Annotated in this window: 13 protein-coding genes; 7 read left to right on the top strand and 6 right to left on the bottom strand. The window is 70.7% G+C overall.

Going from position 1 to position 15,306, the window contains the following annotated elements:
- The first annotated feature begins 84 nt into the window (after positions 1-84).
- The 4 genes from ACIRRY_RS27560 (at position 85) to ACIRRY_RS27545 (ending at position 4,703) form a co-directional block, all read left to right on the top strand.
- Positions 85-1,014, top strand: a complete 930-nt coding sequence (locus ACIRRY_RS27560) for a 5'-3' exonuclease H3TH domain-containing protein (RefSeq protein ID WP_403977596.1) — start codon at positions 85-87, stop codon at positions 1,012-1,014.
- A gap of 89 nt (positions 1,015-1,103) precedes the next feature.
- Positions 1,104-1,949 carry a siderophore-interacting protein gene (locus ACIRRY_RS27555; RefSeq protein ID WP_403977403.1) on the top strand — a complete coding sequence of 282 codons (846 nt, stop codon included), beginning with the start codon at positions 1,104-1,106 and terminating at the stop codon, positions 1,947-1,949.
- A gap of 231 nt (positions 1,950-2,180) precedes the next feature.
- Positions 2,181-3,731: an amino acid permease gene (locus ACIRRY_RS27550; RefSeq protein ID WP_403977401.1), complete on the top strand. Its 1,551-nt coding sequence runs from the start codon at positions 2,181-2,183 to the stop codon at positions 3,729-3,731.
- 24 nt (positions 3,732-3,755) lie between these two features.
- The gene (locus tag ACIRRY_RS27545) at positions 3,756-4,703 is read left to right on the top strand and encodes a pseudouridine synthase (protein ID WP_403977399.1); all 948 of its coding nucleotides are present in this window, start codon (positions 3,756-3,758) and stop codon (positions 4,701-4,703) included.
- On the opposite strand, the gene ACIRRY_RS27540 is transcribed toward ACIRRY_RS27545, so the two are convergent.
- The 6 genes from ACIRRY_RS27540 to ACIRRY_RS27515 all read right to left on the bottom strand — a co-directional run bounded on the left by ACIRRY_RS27540 (position 4,697) and on the right by ACIRRY_RS27515 (position 10,158).
- Positions 4,697-6,181: a cytochrome P450 gene (locus tag ACIRRY_RS27540; protein WP_403977397.1), complete on the bottom strand. Its 1,485-nt coding sequence runs from the start codon at positions 6,179-6,181 to the stop codon at positions 4,697-4,699. The two genes, ACIRRY_RS27545 and ACIRRY_RS27540, sit on opposite strands and share 7 nt — an antisense overlap.
- A 52-nt stretch (positions 6,182-6,233) precedes the next feature.
- Positions 6,234-6,854: an ATP/GTP-binding protein gene (locus ACIRRY_RS27535; protein WP_200680124.1), complete on the bottom strand. Its 621-nt coding sequence runs from the start codon at positions 6,852-6,854 to the stop codon at positions 6,234-6,236.
- On the bottom strand, positions 6,835-7,239 hold the full coding sequence (locus tag ACIRRY_RS27530; protein ID WP_403977395.1) for a DUF742 domain-containing protein: 405 nt from the start codon (positions 7,237-7,239) through the stop codon (positions 6,835-6,837). The genes ACIRRY_RS27535 and ACIRRY_RS27530 overlap by 20 nt, the downstream gene beginning before the upstream one ends.
- A complete protein-coding gene (locus ACIRRY_RS27525; protein WP_019066134.1) occupies positions 7,236-7,643 on the bottom strand; it encodes a roadblock/LC7 domain-containing protein in 408 nt (135 codons plus the stop codon). The genes ACIRRY_RS27530 and ACIRRY_RS27525 overlap by 4 nt, the downstream gene beginning before the upstream one ends.
- Positions 7,640-9,226, bottom strand: coding sequence for a sensor histidine kinase (locus ACIRRY_RS27520; RefSeq protein WP_403977393.1), 1,587 nt, complete (start codon positions 9,224-9,226; stop codon positions 7,640-7,642). The genes ACIRRY_RS27525 and ACIRRY_RS27520 overlap by 4 nt, the downstream gene beginning before the upstream one ends.
- A 296-nt stretch (positions 9,227-9,522) precedes the next feature.
- Positions 9,523-10,158 carry a TetR/AcrR family transcriptional regulator gene (locus tag ACIRRY_RS27515; protein ID WP_403977391.1) on the bottom strand — a complete coding sequence of 212 codons (636 nt, stop codon included), beginning with the start codon at positions 10,156-10,158 and terminating at the stop codon, positions 9,523-9,525.
- Positions 10,159-10,344: 186 nt separating this feature from the next.
- On the opposite strand from ACIRRY_RS27515, the gene ACIRRY_RS27510 reads away from it, so the two are divergent.
- The 3 genes from ACIRRY_RS27510 to ACIRRY_RS27500 are packed head-to-tail and all read left to right on the top strand — an operon-like array spanning position 10,345 to position 15,289.
- Positions 10,345-11,169, top strand: a complete 825-nt coding sequence (locus ACIRRY_RS27510; RefSeq protein ID WP_403977389.1) for an urea amidolyase associated protein UAAP1 — start codon at positions 10,345-10,347, stop codon at positions 11,167-11,169.
- On the top strand, positions 11,166-11,783 hold the full coding sequence (locus ACIRRY_RS27505) for an urea amidolyase associated protein UAAP2 (RefSeq protein WP_403977387.1): 618 nt from the start codon (positions 11,166-11,168) through the stop codon (positions 11,781-11,783). The genes ACIRRY_RS27510 and ACIRRY_RS27505 overlap by 4 nt, the downstream gene beginning before the upstream one ends.
- Positions 11,780-15,289 carry a 5-oxoprolinase/urea amidolyase family protein gene (locus tag ACIRRY_RS27500; protein ID WP_403977385.1) on the top strand — a complete coding sequence of 1,170 codons (3,510 nt, stop codon included), beginning with the start codon at positions 11,780-11,782 and terminating at the stop codon, positions 15,287-15,289. Before ACIRRY_RS27505 ends, ACIRRY_RS27500 begins: the two co-directional genes overlap by 4 nt.
- The last annotated feature ends 17 nt before the right edge of the window (positions 15,290-15,306 follow it).

Genomic DNA, 15,306 nt, shown 5'->3' with positions numbered 1-15,306 from the left:
CCGGAGTGGTCCAGCTCACCGGCCTGCGGTGTTGGTCCCTCTGAGTGACACGGAGAGGTGGTCGTCGCGCTGTCGTGCGGCATGATGCGTGACGTGACCGGACGACTGATGCTTCTCGACACCGCCTCGCTCTACTTCCGCGCCTACTTCGGCGTCCCGGAGTCCGTGAAGGCGCCGGACGGGACGCCGGTGAACGCCGTGCGCGGGCTGCTGGAGTTCATCGACCGGCTGGTGAAGGACCATCGCCCGGACCAGCTGGTGGCGTGCATGGACGCGGACTGGCGGCCGCAGTGGCGGGTCGACCTCATCCCCACCTACAAGGCGCACCGCGTCGCCGAGGTGCGCGAGAGCGGTCCGGACGCGGAGGAGGTACCGGACACGCTCTCCCCGCAGGTGCCGATCATCGAGGCCGTTCTCGACGCGGTCGGCATCGCGCGCGTGGGCGTCGAGCGGTACGAGGCGGACGACGTGATCGGCACGTTCACGGCACACGCGAAGGGCCCGGTCGACATCGTCACCGGCGACCGCGACCTCTACCAGCTCGTCGACGACGCCCGTGGCGTCCGCGTCCTGTATCCGATCAAGGGCGTCGGCACGCTCCAGCTCACCGACGAGGCGTTCCTGCGCGAGAAGTACGGCGTCGACGGCCGCGGTTACGTGGATCTGGCGCTGCTGCGCGGCGATCCGAGCGACGGTCTGCCGGGTGTCCCCGGGATCGGCGAGAAGACGGCGGCGAAGCTGCTGGCCGAGTTCGGTGACGTGCCCGGGATCATGGCCGCGATCGACGACCCCAAGTCGAAGCTGACCCCTTCGCAGCGCAAGCGTCTCGACGAGGCACGGCCGTATGTCGCGGTCGCGCCCAAGGTCGTACGGGTCGCCGACGACGTGCCGCTGCCCGACGTCGACCCGGCGCTGCCGCACGCGCCGCGTGATCCGGAACTGGTGGGCGCACTGGCGGAGCGCTGGGCACTGGGCGGATCATTGCAGCGACTGCTCGCCACGCTGGCCGCGTAAGCATTGTTTTTGCCCCTGCATTCTTGCCTTTCACAAAGAATCTAGTGCTAACTTAGGTAAGCCTAAGCATGGGAATTTGGGAGGCCGTCATGGCAGAACGTCCGGCACGGAAGCCGCGAAAGCCCCACTCCGCGCAGGTCGTCCGCACCGAACGGCTGACCCCTCATATGCAGCGCGTGGTGCTGGGCGGCGAGGGTCTGACCGAGTTCGCGGCGGACACCTGCACCGACCACTACGTGAAACTGCTGTTCCCGGCCGGGGGCGCGGCCTACCCCGAGCCCTTCGACATGGAGCGCATCCGCGCGGAGTTCCCGCGTGAGCAGTGGCCGGTGACCCGCACGTACACCGTGCGCGCCTGGGACCCCGAGCACCTGGAGATGACCCTCGACTTCGTGATCCACGGCGACGAGGGCCTCGCCGGGCCGTGGGCGACCCGGGTCCAGCCGGGCGAGACGGTCCTCTTCATGGGCCCCGGCGGCGCCTACGCCCCCGACGCGGGCGCCGACTGGCATCTGCTCGCCGGGGACGAGAGCGCGCTGCCGGCGATCGCCCGCGCCCTGGAGTCGCTGCCCGAGGGCGCCACGGCACACGCCTTCGTGGAGATCTCCGGCCCGGAGGAGGAGCAGAAGATCGACTCCGACATCGAGGTCGTCTGGCTGCACCGCGGCGACCGTCCCGTCGGCGAGGCGCTCGCCGAGGCCGTACGGGCGCTGGAGTTCCCGGCGGGCCGGATGCACGCGTTCGTGCACGGCGAGGCGGCCTTCGTGAAAGACCTCCGCGCCCTGCTGCGGGTCGAGTTGGAGATCCCGCGCGAGGATCTGTCGATCTCCGGGTACTGGCGGCTGGGCCACAACGAGGACGGCTGGCAGGCGTCGAAGCGGGAGTGGAACGCGAAGATCGAGGCGGAGCAGGAGGGGGCTACGGCGGCTGCGTAGCACCCGGGAGCGAGCTGGGAACAGGGGCGGCGCCTTCGGGGCACCGCCCCTTCGTCATGCGCCGGGCGCCCGTTCGGGCGGAACGACCCGGCGGACGTGAGGACTTAGGCCCGGCGCGGACACGGTGGCGTGACGCGGCCGAAACAGCACCTCCCTAATTTCTGTCACCCGACAGGAATTCCGCTGTCGCCGTCAGGATTCCGCTCTCCTGCGCCGAAGGCAGGTGCCGCCGTGACCACCACAGCCCCCTCCGACATACGCCCCGACCCGCCCCACTCCCCCTCCCCCGACGACAGCTCCCTCGCGGAGTTCGGCTACCGCCAGGAGCTGCACCGCAGCCTCGGCCGGTACGCGTCGTTCGCGGCCGGGTTCTCCTTCATCTCCGTGCTGACGACCGTCTTCCAGTTCTTCGCCTTCGGGTACGCGTTCGGCGGCGCCGTCTTCTTCTGGGCCTGGCCGGTGGTACTGGTCGGCCAGTTGCTGGTGGCCGCGTGCTTCGCGGAACTGGCCGCGCGCTACCCGATCTCGGGCGCGATCTACCAGTGGTCGTCCCGCCTCTCGAACGCGACCTTCGGCTGGTTCGCCGGCTGGATCATGGTGATCGGCCAGATCGTGGTCGTGGCCGCGGCGGCGCTCGCCCTCCAGATGGTGCTGCCGGCGATCTGGTCGGGCTTCCAGCTCGTCGGCGGCGACCCGGCACCCACCTCACCGGACGGCGCGGCCAACGCGGCGGTCCTGGGCGTGATCCTGCTGGTCCTGACGACGCTGGTGAACATCCTCGACAACCGCGTGATGTCGGTGATCAACCGGGTCGGGGTGACCGCGGAGATCATCGGCGCGATCCTGATCGTCGTCCTGCTCCTGACCCACTCCAAGCGCACCCCGAGCATCACCTTCCACACCGGCGGCGGCCTGGAGACCGGGCTGATCGGCGCGCTGCTGGTGGGCTCGTTCACGGCGGCGTACGTGATGATCGGCTTCGACAGCGCGGGCGAGATGAGCGAGGAGACCCACAACCCGCGCCGCACCGCGCCCCGCACGATCCTCACCGCGCTCGGCGCGGCGGGCCTGCTCGGCGGCCTGATCATCCTCGGCGGCCTGCTCGCCGCACCCAGCCTGACCGACGGCCATCTCGGCGTCGACGGCCTCAGCTACGTCCTGACGAGCAGCCTCGGCGACGGCGTCGGCAAGGCCCTGCTGGCCGACGTCGTCGTGGCGATCGCGGTGGCGACCCTGGCCATCCAGACGGCGGCCTGCCGCATGCTCTTCTCGATGGCCCGGGACACCCAACTCCCCTTCTCCGCCCGCCTGTCCAAGGTCAACCCCCGCACGGGCATGCCCAGCGCCCCGGCGATCGTCGTAGGCACCCTCGCGGCGGCCCTGCTCCTCCTCAACTTCGCCTCCCCGGACGCCTTCCTCGCCATCGGCACCACCTGCATCGTGATGCTGTACCTGGCGTACGCGATGGTCACGGGCCCGCTCCTGCTCCGCCGCCTGCGCGGCGAGTTCGGGGTGGACGGCACGGACGAGACGGGCGCCCCCCTGTTCTCCCTCGGCCGCTGGGGCATCCCGGTCAACGCCCTGGCCCTCCTCTACGGCCTCGTCATGACCGTCAACCTGGCCTGGCCGCGAGCCGCGGTGTACGACCCGACGGGCGGGCACTGGTACTTCCAGTGGTTCACGGTGCTGTTCCTGCTCGTCACGGTGGGGGCGGGATTCGGGTACCGGGTGTTCCGTGCCCGTACGGTCGCGGAGGAGGCCGCCGAAGCGGTCCCCGCATGACCTGACCGCCTACGCTTGATCGCGATGACCCGAAAGCGCCGTATCCCGCCCTCGCCCCTCCCCCAACGCGACGGGGTGGACCCGGTGCGGGTCCGCCTGCCCCCCGAGGATTCCTGGACCACCGTGCGCGAGTACCTGGTGGACCGGCTCTCGGGGGCGGGCGACGGCGTCGTCGATCAGATGATGGACGACGGGCTGTTCGTCGGGGTGGACGGGACGTCCGTGGCCGGGCTGCCGTACGAACCGGGCATGTTCGTGTGGTTCCACCGGGAGTTGCCCGGTGAGGTGCCGGTGCCCTTTCCCGTGGAGGTCGTGTACCGCGACGAGCACATCGTCGCGGCCGACAAGCCGCACTTCCTCGCCACCACCCCGCGCGGCAGTCATGTCGTCGAGACGGCACTCGCGCGGCTGCGCAGGGAGTTGGGCATCCCGGCGCTGGGAGCCGCGCACCGGCTCGACCGACTCACCGCGGGGCTCGTACTGTTCACGGTGCGGCCCGAGGAACGGGGCGCGTACCAGGCGCTGTTCCGGGAGAAGCGGGTGCGGAAGGAGTACGAGGCGGTCGCGTCGTACGACTCCGGGCTCGGGCTGCCGACCACCGTGCGGTCCCGGATTCTCAAGGAGCGCGGGGTGATGGCCGCGCGGCAGGTCGAGGGTGAGGTCAACGCCGTCAGCCGGGTCGAGCTGGCGGAGCGGCGGGAGGACGGGCTCGCCCGGTACCGGCTGGTGCCCAGTACCGGGCAGACGCATCAACTGCGCGTCCACATGAGCGCGTTGGGCGTGCCCATCCTCGGTGATCCGCTCTATCCCGTGGTGACCGACCCCGTACCGGACGGCGTTTTCCGACGCCCGCTCCAACTGCTGGCGCGGGCACTGGAGTTCACCGACCCGGTCACGGGGGCCGAGCACCGGTTCCGTAGCGGGCGGGTGCTGGAGGCGTGGTCCCGCTACGACGACTGGGCCGGTCAGTAGCCCCGCCACCACCTCAAAAGCCGCTGCCACGCCCCGAGTTGGCGTACCGGTTCCGGCGTCGCCACCGGCTGGGGCGGTGGCGTCGGCTCCGGCAGGGGCGCCGCCGCCGGTGTCGGATCCGGGTCGGACGTCATGCCGACGTGCCAGGTGTGGCGTGGTTGCGGGACCGCCGCGTGGCCGGGCTTCTCCGACACGTCCTGCGGCAGGCGGGGGGCGAACTGCACCGGGAGTTCCACCAGATGGCGCGAGGCGATGGACGCCGTCCAGCTCAACTCGTCCTCGTCGCAGTCGAGTTCGATGTCCGGCAGCCGCATCAGCAGCGCGTCCACCCCGGTGTCGGCGATGGCACGGCCGATGTCCTGGCCGGGGCACTCGTGCGGGCCGCCGCCGAAGGCCAGGTGGGAGCGGTTGCCCATCATGTTGGCCTTGAGGTCGGGCCGCACCCGGGGGTCCACGTTGCCCGGCGCGGGCGCGAAGAGCAGCCCGTCGCCCTTGCGGATGCGCTGACCGCCCAACTCCGTGTCCTGTTTGGCGAAGTAGGCGAACACGGTGGAGAACGGCGGCTCGTCCCACAGGGACTGCTCGACCGCCTCCGGCACCGTCATCTGCCCGCCGTTGAGCTGCGCGCGGAAGCGCGGGTCGGTGATGACCATGCGCAGCGCGTTGGCGAGGAGGTTGGTGGTGGCCTCGTAGGCGGCGAAGAGGACGAGTCGCAGGTGCTCCCTGACCTCGTCGTCGCTGAGCCCCGCCGGGTGGGCGAGGAGGTGGCTGGTGAAGTCGTCCGCGGGCTGGGTCCGGCGCAGCACGGTGAGCCGGCTGAGCGCGTCCATGACGTACTGGTGGCTGACGATCGCGGTCGCGCTGCCCTTGAGGGCGTCGCGGGCCGCCTCCACCATCTGCTCGTTGTACTCGTCGGGCATGCCGAGGATCTCGCACAGCACGGCCATCGGCAGGTGTTCGCAGAACTGGCCGACGAGTTCCGCGTGCCCCTGCTCGCAGAAGGTGTTGGCGAGGATCTGGGTGTAGCGGTTGATGTGCCGGCGGATACCGCGCGGGTCGATCGTCGACATGGCGCCGGTCACCGCGCCGCGCAGCCGCAGGTGTTCGTCGCCCTCGGCGTGCGAGGCGATGGGCTGCCAGGCGATGTGCGGCATCAGCGGGTGGTCGGGCTTGACCATGCCCTCGCGCAGCGGCGTCCACGTGCGGCTGTCGCGGCTGTACTGCGAGGGCGTGCGCACCATGTGCAGGTTCTCGGTGTGACCGAGGACGACCCAGATCGGTACGTCGTCGTGCAGCAACACCGGTGCCACGGTGCCGTGTTCGGCGCGGAGTTTCTCGTAGAGGGCGCCCAGGTCCGCCGCTTCGGGGCCGAACAGCCGGTGCAGTCCCCCGGGCCCCTGGCCGTGTGCGGGGCAGCCGGGTGGCGGACCGAGCCTGGTGTCGTCCGTATCGGTCGGGGAGTGGGGTTCAGGCGTCACAGTGATCGCTCCGAGAACTGAAGTGGATCCGGTGTCGGGGGAGTTGGGCGGGTCAGGTCAGCGAGCCCGTCATCGCGAGGGAGTGCAGGAAGCGCATCAGGGTCATCAGGACGTCCCGGCTGGAGGCGCGGCGGCGCGCGTCGCACTCGATGATCGGGATGTCCGGGGACAGGTCGAGCGCCGTACGCAGATCCTCGATGGGGTAATGGGGGCCGTCCGGGAAGGAGTTGACGGCGATCACGAACGGCACCCCGCGCTCCTCCAGACGTCCTATGACGTCGAAGCTGACTTCGAGGCGCCGGGTGTCGATCAGCACCACCGCGCCGAGGGCGCCCTCGAACAGCCCGTTCCACAGGAACCAGAAGCGCTCCTGGCCGGGGGTGCCGAACAGGTACAGCACCAGTTGGTCGGTGATGCTGATGCGGCCGAAGTCCATGGCGACGGTGGTGGCCGTCTTGCTCTCGGAGCCGTAGTTGTCGTCGACGCCGACACCGGCCTGCGTCATGGTCTCCTCGGTGGTCAGCGGCCTGATCTCGCTGACCGAACCGACCATGGTCGTCTTGCCGACCCCGAAGCCGCCGACGATCACGATCTTCACCGCGGCCTGGGCCGTGTGCGGGAGATGGTCCTCGGTCCGCGGACCCGTGATGGTGTCAGAGCTTTTGAAGTCCATGCATCACCGCTTCGAGGAGGGAACGGTCGGGGAGCGCCTGGCGGACGATCGGGGCGCGCGCCTGCACCAGTTCGGCCGTCAGCAGCTCGGTGAGCAGGACGGTCACCACGCTGTACGGCAGGTTGAGATAGGCCGACAGCTCGGCCACGGACAGCGGGGCGATACAGAGCCCGAGCAGCGCCGCCTGTTCCGGAGTGGCCGACTGCGGCGCGTCGGAACGCGCCACGATCAGCGTGACCAGGTCGAGTTCGGCCCGGTCACCGTCCTCGGTCGCGCCGGTGAGCACGTACAGCCGCTCCGGGATCTTTCCTTCGCCCTGTTTCTTGGCGGGCTCGGGCGGCGATTCTTCCCCGGGGTGTCGCCGCCGGCGTTGCGGAGGAGTCATACGGTCTGCCCGTTGCGCCTCGGCGGGCTGGTGAGGTGGGCGCCGATTCTGACGACGAGGTCACGCATGCGGTTGCTCATCAGGCCGGGTTCGGCGACCACGTCGGACAGGACGGCCAGATAGGCGTTGGCGCCCGCGGCCATCAGATAGAAGTAGCCGCCGTTGATCTCGATGATGACCATCTTCATCCGGCCGTCGCTGCCCGGGATCTCGGAGGCGACGGCACCCGCCAGGCTCTGCAGTCCGGCACAGGCCGCGGCGACGCGGTCGGCCGCGTCCGGGTCGCCGCCGTAGCGGGCGATGCGCAGCCCGTCGGCGGAGAGCACGACGATCTGCTGGATGCCGGGCACGCCGTCGGCGAGATCCTTCAGCATCCAGTCGAAGTTGGCGCGCTGCTGGATCACTTGAGGTCCCCCTCGTCGTCGGCCTCGACACGGGCCGGCTCGGTCTTCTGGATGAAGGCGTTCGGGTCCGGGTCACCCTTGAGGCCTTCCATGAACGCCTCGACCCACAGGCCCGGTTCGGGTTCGTCCTTCTTCTCCGGCTCGGGCTCGGGCGTCTCCCACGCGGAGCGGGCCTCCCGGGCGGCGGCCTCGGCGCGCTCGGCGGCGGCCTGTTCGGCGTACCGCTGGGCGAGCGGGACCTTGACCCGGCTGCGGCGCTGCGGCAGGCCGCCCGCCGTCCACTCGGTGACCTCGGGAACCTCGTCCTCCATGCTCACCGAGGCCGGGATGCGCGGGCTCGTGGGGCGGCGCCGCTTGATCGTGCGCTTGGGTCCGGGGACCGCGCCGAGCTCCGCCTTGGGCAGCGCGGTGGCGCCGATGCCGTGGGCGAGTCCGGGCGCGGTGCCGGGGGTGAGCATCTCGCTGGGCACGATGAGGACGGCGCGGACACCGCCGTAGGCCGAGGCGCGCAGCGAGATCTGCATGTTGTACGTCGCGCACAGCCGGCCGACGACCTGGAGGCCCAGGCGCGGGCTCTCGCCGAGGTCCTGGAGGTCGGTGCCGGCCTTGGCGCGCTCCAGCATGCCTTCGGCACGGGCCCGGGACTCCTCGCTGAGGCTGACGCCGCCGTCCTCGATCTCGATGGCGACGCCGGTCTGTACCTCTACGGCGGTGACGTGGACCTTGGTCTGCGGGGGCGAGTAGCGGGTGGCGTTGTCGAGGAGTTCGGCCGCCGCGTGGATGACCGGCTCGACGGAGATGCCACGGATGTTGACCTTGGCGATGGAGTGCAGCTCGATGCGCCGGTACTCCAGGATGCGGGACATGGCGCCGCGCAACACGCTGTACAGCGGCACCGGCTCGGGCCACTGGCGGCCGGGGCGGCCACCGCCGAGCACCGAGATGGAGTCGGCGAGGCGGCCGATCAGCGCGGTGCCGTGGTCGATGCGCAGGAGGTCGTCGAAGACCTCGGGGTTGCGGCCGTGGTCCTCCTCCATCTCCCGGAGTTCCTTGGCCTGTTGGTGGACGATGGCCTGCACACGGCGGGCGATGCTGACGAAGGAGCGTTGCGCGGAGTCACGCATGTTCTCCTCGCGCTGCACGATGTTGAGCACGGTCCTCAGCAAGTCGCGCTGCGGCTGGGGAAGTTGCCGCCAGTCGGGATCGGCGTCCACGACTTGGCGAATCACCTCTCCGGGGGATTCTCCGCTGCTGAGCCGGTAGAGCGTGGCGGGCAGGATCTCCTTGCCGAGGCGGACCGTCTCCAGGGTCTGGTCGGCGATCCGCCGTTCCAGATACGCGGTGTGACGGTCGTGCTCGACGCGCAGGTTCCGCAGGTTGCGCCCGCGGCGTACCGCTTCGGCCGCTGTCGCGATCACCAGGAGTGTGGCGACGGCTCCGCACCAGCCGACGGCGATCCGGGCCGGCCCCGCCACCAGGGCGACGGCGGCCCCGGTCGCCGCGGCCATCACTATGGCAGGCGGCAACAGCACGCGCGCGTAGGGAAGTTCACGGCCACCGGGAGGCGATTGAACACTCACCATGTATGCCCTCTAAAGACAGGTCGGCTGGGGGGATCGGGAGGCTCTGGCGGGAGACTCTGGGGGGAGCTTCTGTATCTTTTGCATGTTTGGGAACAAGCGCACGAATACAGCCCAACTCGGTGCGCTGCGGGCGAGCTTAGTCCGACCGGATCACCGCTGTGTCATATTCGGCAAGCCCCTGAAAAGGGACATCGGAGAGGAGTACCCTCAGCCCATTTACACGCTGCGCCGCCATTCGCACACACTGTGTAACTGGGCGCGGGCATACGAAAATCACTCACCGTAACGGGTGAGGTTCAGCTTCCGGCGATGCGCAGCGCGGCGTCGGCCGTCGCCTCCGCGAAGGCGGACACGGGCCGCTCGGGGTCGGAACGATGGACGAGGATGACACCCTCGATCAGCCCGAACACCAGATCCGTACGCAGCTCGAGATCGCTCTTGGCGAGCGCCCCGCCGGCGGCCGTCGCGGCGAGCAACTGCCGGTAGGCGTCCTTGAGTTCGGCGCGCACTGCATGGAAGCCTGCGAAGCGTTCGGCGCGCACCTCGGGCAGCAGATAGAGCCCGCCGAGGTTGTGCGAACCGCCGCACAGCAGCTCGACGTCCGTCCGGCACAGCTCCCACAACCGGCCCTCGGCCGGGGTCCCGTCGTCCGCGAGCAGCTCCCGGGCACAGGCCAGGGAGGGCGTGACCGTGGACTCCAGGAGGTCCGCGAGCAGCTCCTCCTTGCCGGAGACGTAGTGGTACATCGACGCCTGACGCATGCCCGCGCGCTCGGCGACGGCCCGGGTGGTGGTGGCCGCGTAGCCGCGGGTGGTGAACAACTCGGCGGCGGCACGGAGCAGTTCGGCACGCGGGGACAGTCCGCTGTCCGGCCGCTGATCGGCCCGCGGCCTGCCGACCCGACGGCCCCCCTGCGCACCCGTTGTCCCCATGCGTTCGATCCTCGCACACAGCCCCGCACCCCGGACGCCCCGCGAACCCCCGGCGATCTTCGTGAGGGCTCGGTAACCGAGCGGCAACACCCGGGCAACTCCGCCGACCCGACCGCCTCCTAATTTCTGTCGAGCGACAGAAATGTCGTACGACCGAGACGTCCCCGCAGCCGGAGGTCCCCCGCGATGGCGACAGCGACCACTTACGGAGCCCGCGCCCATGCCCGCGCCCAGGAGGGCACCCGGGCCGAGGCGATGCCCGTCGTCCCGGCCGCCGACTGGCCGGCCCCACCCTGCGAGGCGGGCCACCTGGTGTGGGCCGAGACCGTCGCGGGCGGCAACTACACCCACCGCGCCCTGGCCCGCGGCACCGAACTCCGCCTGACCGACCTGCGCGGCGACGCCTGCGCCCACCTGCTCCTCCACTCGGCCGACCGCCCCTGGGAGCGGCTGAACGTCGCCGACACGGTCAAGGTCCAGTGGAACGCCTACCTCGGCGAGGGCCAGCTCCTCCTCTCCGACCAGGGCCGCGTCCTCGCCTCCCTCGTCGCCGACACCTCCGGCCGCCACGACGCCCTGTGCGGCACCTCCACGCTCGTCCGCAACACCGAGCGCTACGGCGACGGCACCCCGCAGTCCGGCTCCCCGGCCGGACGCGAGCTGTTCAAGCTCGCCGCGGCCAAGAACGGCCTGGAACCACGCGACCTGCCGCCCTCGCTCTCCTTCTTCCAGGGCGTCGAGGTCCGCGACGACGGCTCCCTCGACTTCACCGGCTCGTCCGGCCCCGGCGGCAGCGTGACCCTGCGCGCCGAACAGGACGTGACCGTACTGATCGCGAACGTGCCGCACCCGGCCGACCCGCGCGACGACTACGTCAGCACCCCGCTGGAGGTGCTCGCCTGGCGCGCGGAGGCCACCGGGCCGGGCGACCCGCTGTGGGAGGCCACGCCCGAAGGCCGCCGCGCCTTCCTCAACACAGACGAATTCCTTGCCGCGAGGGGGCTCATATGAAGACCGCGACCGTCCCGGCACGCGCCGCCTGGTCCACCGTCGTCCATACCGGCGAGACCCTCACCATCACCGACCTGCACGGCAACCAGGCCGTCGACTTCCTCGTCTACGACGCCCACGACACGTCGGTCCGCTACAGCGCCCCCGACACCATCCACGCCCAGGGCAACCTCTTCCTCACCACCGGCAGCGTGCTCATGTCCAACGAGCACACCCCGCTGATGACCGTCACCGCCGACGAGGTCGGCCGGCACGACACGGTCGGCGGCGCCTGCTCCAAGGAGTCCAACACCCTGCGCTACGGCCATCACACCTGGTCGCAGCACGCGTGCGTGGACAACTTCCTCGCCGAGGGCGCCAAGTACGGCCTGGGCAAACGGGACCTGGTCTCCAACATCAACTGGTACATGAACGTGCCGGTCGAGAAGGACGGCACCCTCGGCATCGTCGACGGCCTCTCCGCGCCGGGCCTGAAACTGACCCTGCGCGCCGACCGCGACGTCCTGGTCCTGGTCTCCAACTGCCCCCAGATCAACAACCCTTGCAACGGCTTCGAGCCGACGGCGGTAGAGATGACCATCGTTGAGGCCGTCTCCCAAGGGGACGCCGGATGACCTTCGACACGCTGCTGATCGCCAACCGGGGCGAGATCGCCGTCCGCATCATCCGCACCGCCCGCGAACTCGGCCTGCGCACGGTCGCCGTGTACTCCGACGCCGACCGCTCGGCCCCCCACGTACGGCTCGCCGACGAGGCGGTACGGCTCGGTCCGGCACCGGCCAAAGAGTCCTACCTGGACGCCGACCTGGTGCTCAAGGCGGCCAAGGACACCGGCGCGGGCGCGATCCACCCCGGCTACGGCTTCCTCTCCGAGGACGCGGCCTTCGCCCGGCGCTGCGAGGACGCGGGCATCGTGTTCGTCGGCCCGACCCCCGCCCAACTGGAACTGTTCGGCGCCAAACACACGGCACGGGCGGCGGCCGAGGCGGCGAACGTCCAACTCGCCCCGGGCACAGGCCTGTTGGCGGACGCGGACGAAGCGCTCGCCCGGGCCGCACTCATCGGCTACCCCGTCATGCTCAAGGCCACCGGCGGAGGCGGCGGAATCGGCATGTCGGCATGTCGCTCCGCCGACGAACTGACCGAGTCCTGGGAGCGGGTGCAGCGCGTGGCCGCCGCCTCCTTCTCCTCGGCCGGCGTCTTCCTGGAACGCCTCGTCGAGCACGCCCGCCATGTCGAGGTACAGGTCTTCGGCGACGGCGAGGGCAGGGTCGTCACCTTCGGCGACCGCGACTGCTCCCTCCAGCGTCGTAACCAGAAGGTGGTGGAGGAGGCCCCCGCACCGGGACTACCCGACGCCATACGCGCCCAACTGGCCTCATCCGCCCGCGACTTGTGCGCCTCGGTCGGCTACCGCTCCGCCGGAACCGTCGAGTTCGTCTACGACGCGGGGCGCGAGGAGGCCTACTTCCTGGAGGTCAACACCCGTCTCCAGGTGGAACATCCGGTCACCGAGGAGATCTACGGCGTCGACCTCGTCGCCTGGATGCTGCGCCTGGCCCGCGGTGAGACCGACGTCGTGAGCGAACCGGCCACCCCGCGCGGCCACGCCGTCGAGGCCCGCGTCTACGCCGAGGACCCGTCCCGTGAACACCGGCCCAGCGCGGGCCTGTTGACCCGGGTCGAGTTCCCGCAGGGTGTGCGCGTCGACGGCTGGGTGGAGACGGGCACCGAGGTGACGACGTCGTACGACCCGATGCTCGCGAAGGTCATCGCCCACGGCCCGGACCGCGCCCAGGCGCTGCGACGGCTCGACGAGGCGCTGGCCCGCACCCGTGTGGACGGCATCGAGACCAACCTCGGCCTGGTCCGGGCGGCGCTCGCGGAGCCGGACTTCCGTACGGCAACCCACTCCACGGCGACCCTCGCCGACGTCACCGACCCCACTCCCCGCATCGAGGTCGTCACGGGCGGCACCCTCACCACGGTCCAGGACTGGCCGGGGCGTACCGGCTACTGGCAGGTCGGCGTGCCGCCGTGCGGCCCGATGGACGACCTCTCCTTCCGGCTCGGCAACCGCGCGCTCGGCAACGAGGAGGGCACTCCCGGCCTCGAATGCACCCTCCAGGGACCGACGTTGAGGTTCACCCACGCCACCACCGTGTGCGTGACGGGCGCCCCGGCGCCGGTGACGGTCGACAGCGTTCCGGTCCCGCAGTGGGAGCCGGTGACGGTACCCGCGGGCGTGGTCCTGGAGATCGGCGCCCCGGCCCAACACGGCCTGCGCACCTACGTGTTGTTCGCGGGCGGCCTGGACGTGCCCGCCTTCCTCGGCAGCGCGAGCACCTTCACCCTGGGCCGGTTCGGCGGCCACGGCGGCCGGGCGCTGCGCACAGGTGACGTCCTGCATGGCGGCACGGTCGCCGAGGGTACCCCGGTGCCCCCCTCCGACCGCCCGGCCTTCGGCGCCGTATGGGACGTGGCGGCGGTCGAAGGGCCGCACGCGGCACCGGAGTTCTTCACCGAGGACGACATCCACGACTTCTACGCGGCCGACTGGAAGGTCCACTTCAACTCGGCACGCACGGGCGTCCGGCTGGTCGGCCCGAAGCCCCGCTGGGCGCGCACCGACGGCGGCGAGGCGGGGCTGCACCCGTCCAACATCCACGACACCCCGTACTCGGTAGGCGCGGTCGACTACACGGGCGACATGCCGGTGCTCCTGGGCCCGGACGGCCCGTCCCTCGGCGGCTTCGTCTGCCCGGCGACGGTCATCAGCCAAGAGCGCTGGAAACTGGGCCAGTTCAGGCCCGGCGACACGGTCCGCTTCGCCCCGGTGAACGTCGACGGCTCGCCCCGCCCCGACATCATGGACGGCGGAATCCTGGCCCGGGACGGAGACGTCACCTTCCGCCGCAGCGGCGACGACAACCTCTTGGTCGAATTCGGCCCCATGCAACTGGACCTGGCGCAGCGCATGCGGGTCCATGCCCTGATGGAGGCGGTCTCCGAGGCCGACTTCGAGGGTGTCACGGACCTCACCCCGGGCATCCGCTCCCTCCAGATCCAGACGGACCCGCAGCGCCTCCCCCAGTCCCAACTCCTCTCCGCCGTACGGGAGACAGCGGCGGCCCTCCCACCCACCGACCAGTTGATCGTCCCCTCCCGCACGGTCCACCTCCCGCTTTCCTGGGACGACCCGGCCACCCGCGAGGCGATCGCCCGCTACATGGCCGGCGTCCGCGACGACGCCCCCTGGTGCCCCTGGAACATCGAGTTCATCCGCCGCGTCAACGGCCTGGCCTCGGTCGAGGACGTCTACGGCACGGTCTTCGACGCCGAGTACCTCGTACTGGGCCTGGGAGACGTCTACTTGGGCGCCCCGGTCGCGACACCCCTGGACCCGCGCCACCGCCTGGTCACCACCAAGTACAACCCGGCCCGCACCTGGACCGCCGAGAACTCGGTCGGGATCGGCGGGGCGTACCTGTGCATCTACGGCATGGAGGGCCCCGGTGGCTACCAGTTCGTGGGCCGGACGACCCAGGTGTGGTCGGGCTGGCAACAGCGCGGTGCCTTCGAACCGGGCTCCCCGTGGCTGCTGCGCTTCTTCGACCGCATCAAGTGGTACCCGGTGGAGGCGGACGAACTCCTGGAACTCCGGGCCGACATCACCTCCGGCCGCTTCGTCCCGCGCATCGAGGAGGGCACGTTCTCGCTCGCCGAGTACGAGGCGTTCCTCACCGAACACGCCGATTCCATCGCGGAGTTCAGGTCCCGCCAGCAGACCGCGTTCGGCGCGGAACGCGATGCCTGGGAGGCGGCGGGCGAGTTCACCCGGGCGGAGGCGGCAGCCGCCCCCGCACCACCGCAGGCCGCGGTGACGGTCCCGGCGGGCGGCCGTCTGGTGGAGGCCGAATTCGCGGCGTCCGTCTGGCAGTTGAACGTGGAGCCCGGCGACGAGGTGACCGTCGGCCAACCCCTCCTGGCCCTGGAGGCGATGAAGATGGAGTCCAGGGTGCACGCCCCGATGGCGGGCGTGGTGACCGAGATCCTGGCCAGACCCGGCGACCAGGTGGAAGCGGGAACGGCGCTGCTGATCCTCGCCCCCGCAAGCTGAACCGCAAGGAGCAAGAA

It is taken from the genome of Streptomyces sp. NPDC101776 (assembly GCF_044766845.1).
GTDB lineage: Bacteria > Actinomycetota > Actinomycetes > Streptomycetales > Streptomycetaceae > Streptomyces.
The sequence above is the reverse complement of the archived record's forward strand: the minus strand, read 5'-3'. Positions and strand labels throughout refer to the sequence as shown.